Annotated in this window: 1 protein-coding gene; it reads left to right on the top strand. The window is 60.5% G+C overall.

The annotated features are described in order from the left end of the window. On the top strand, positions 1–678 hold a 678-nt coding region (gene rho, locus A3764_RS20805; RefSeq protein ID WP_067952050.1), incomplete at both ends, for a transcription termination factor Rho.

Below are 678 nucleotides of genomic sequence, written 5' to 3'. Positions count from 1 at the left end.
GACCGTGCTGCTTCAGAACATCGCCAATTCCATCGAGCAGAACCACCCGGAGTGTTACCTGATCGTTCTGCTGATCGACGAACGCCCCGAAGAAGTCACCGACATGCAGCGCAGTGTGAAGGGGGAGGTCGTCTCTTCGACCTTCGATGAACCCGCGACCCGCCACGTCGCCGTTTCCGACATGGTGATCGAGAAGGCGAAGCGCCTCGTCGAACACAAGCGCGACGTCGTCATCCTGCTGGATTCGATCACCCGTCTGGGCCGCGCCTTCAACACGGTGGTTCCGTCCTCCGGCAAGGTTCTGACCGGCGGTGTAGACGCGAATGCGCTCCAGCGGCCGAAGCGATTCTTCGGCGCTGCCCGGAACATCGAAGAGGGCGGATCGCTGACCATCATCGCGACCGCGCTGATCGATACCGGCAGCCGGATGGACGAAGTGATCTTCGAAGAATTCAAGGGCACCGGCAACTCAGAGATCGTGCTGGACCGCAAGATCGCGGACAAGCGGGTCTTCCCGGCCATCGACATCCTCAAGTCCGGCACCCGGAAAGAGGATCTGCTGGTGGAGAAGACGGACCTGCAGAAAACCTTTGTCCTGCGGCGTATCCTGAACCCGATGGGCACCACGGATGCGATCGAGTTCCTGATCGGCAAGCTGAAGCAGACGAAGACGAACTC

The sequence above is a fragment of the Sulfitobacter sp. HI0129 genome (assembly GCF_001635395.1).
GTDB lineage: Bacteria > Pseudomonadota > Alphaproteobacteria > Rhodobacterales > Rhodobacteraceae > Sulfitobacter.
This window is presented reverse-complemented; position numbering and strand designations above follow the sequence as displayed.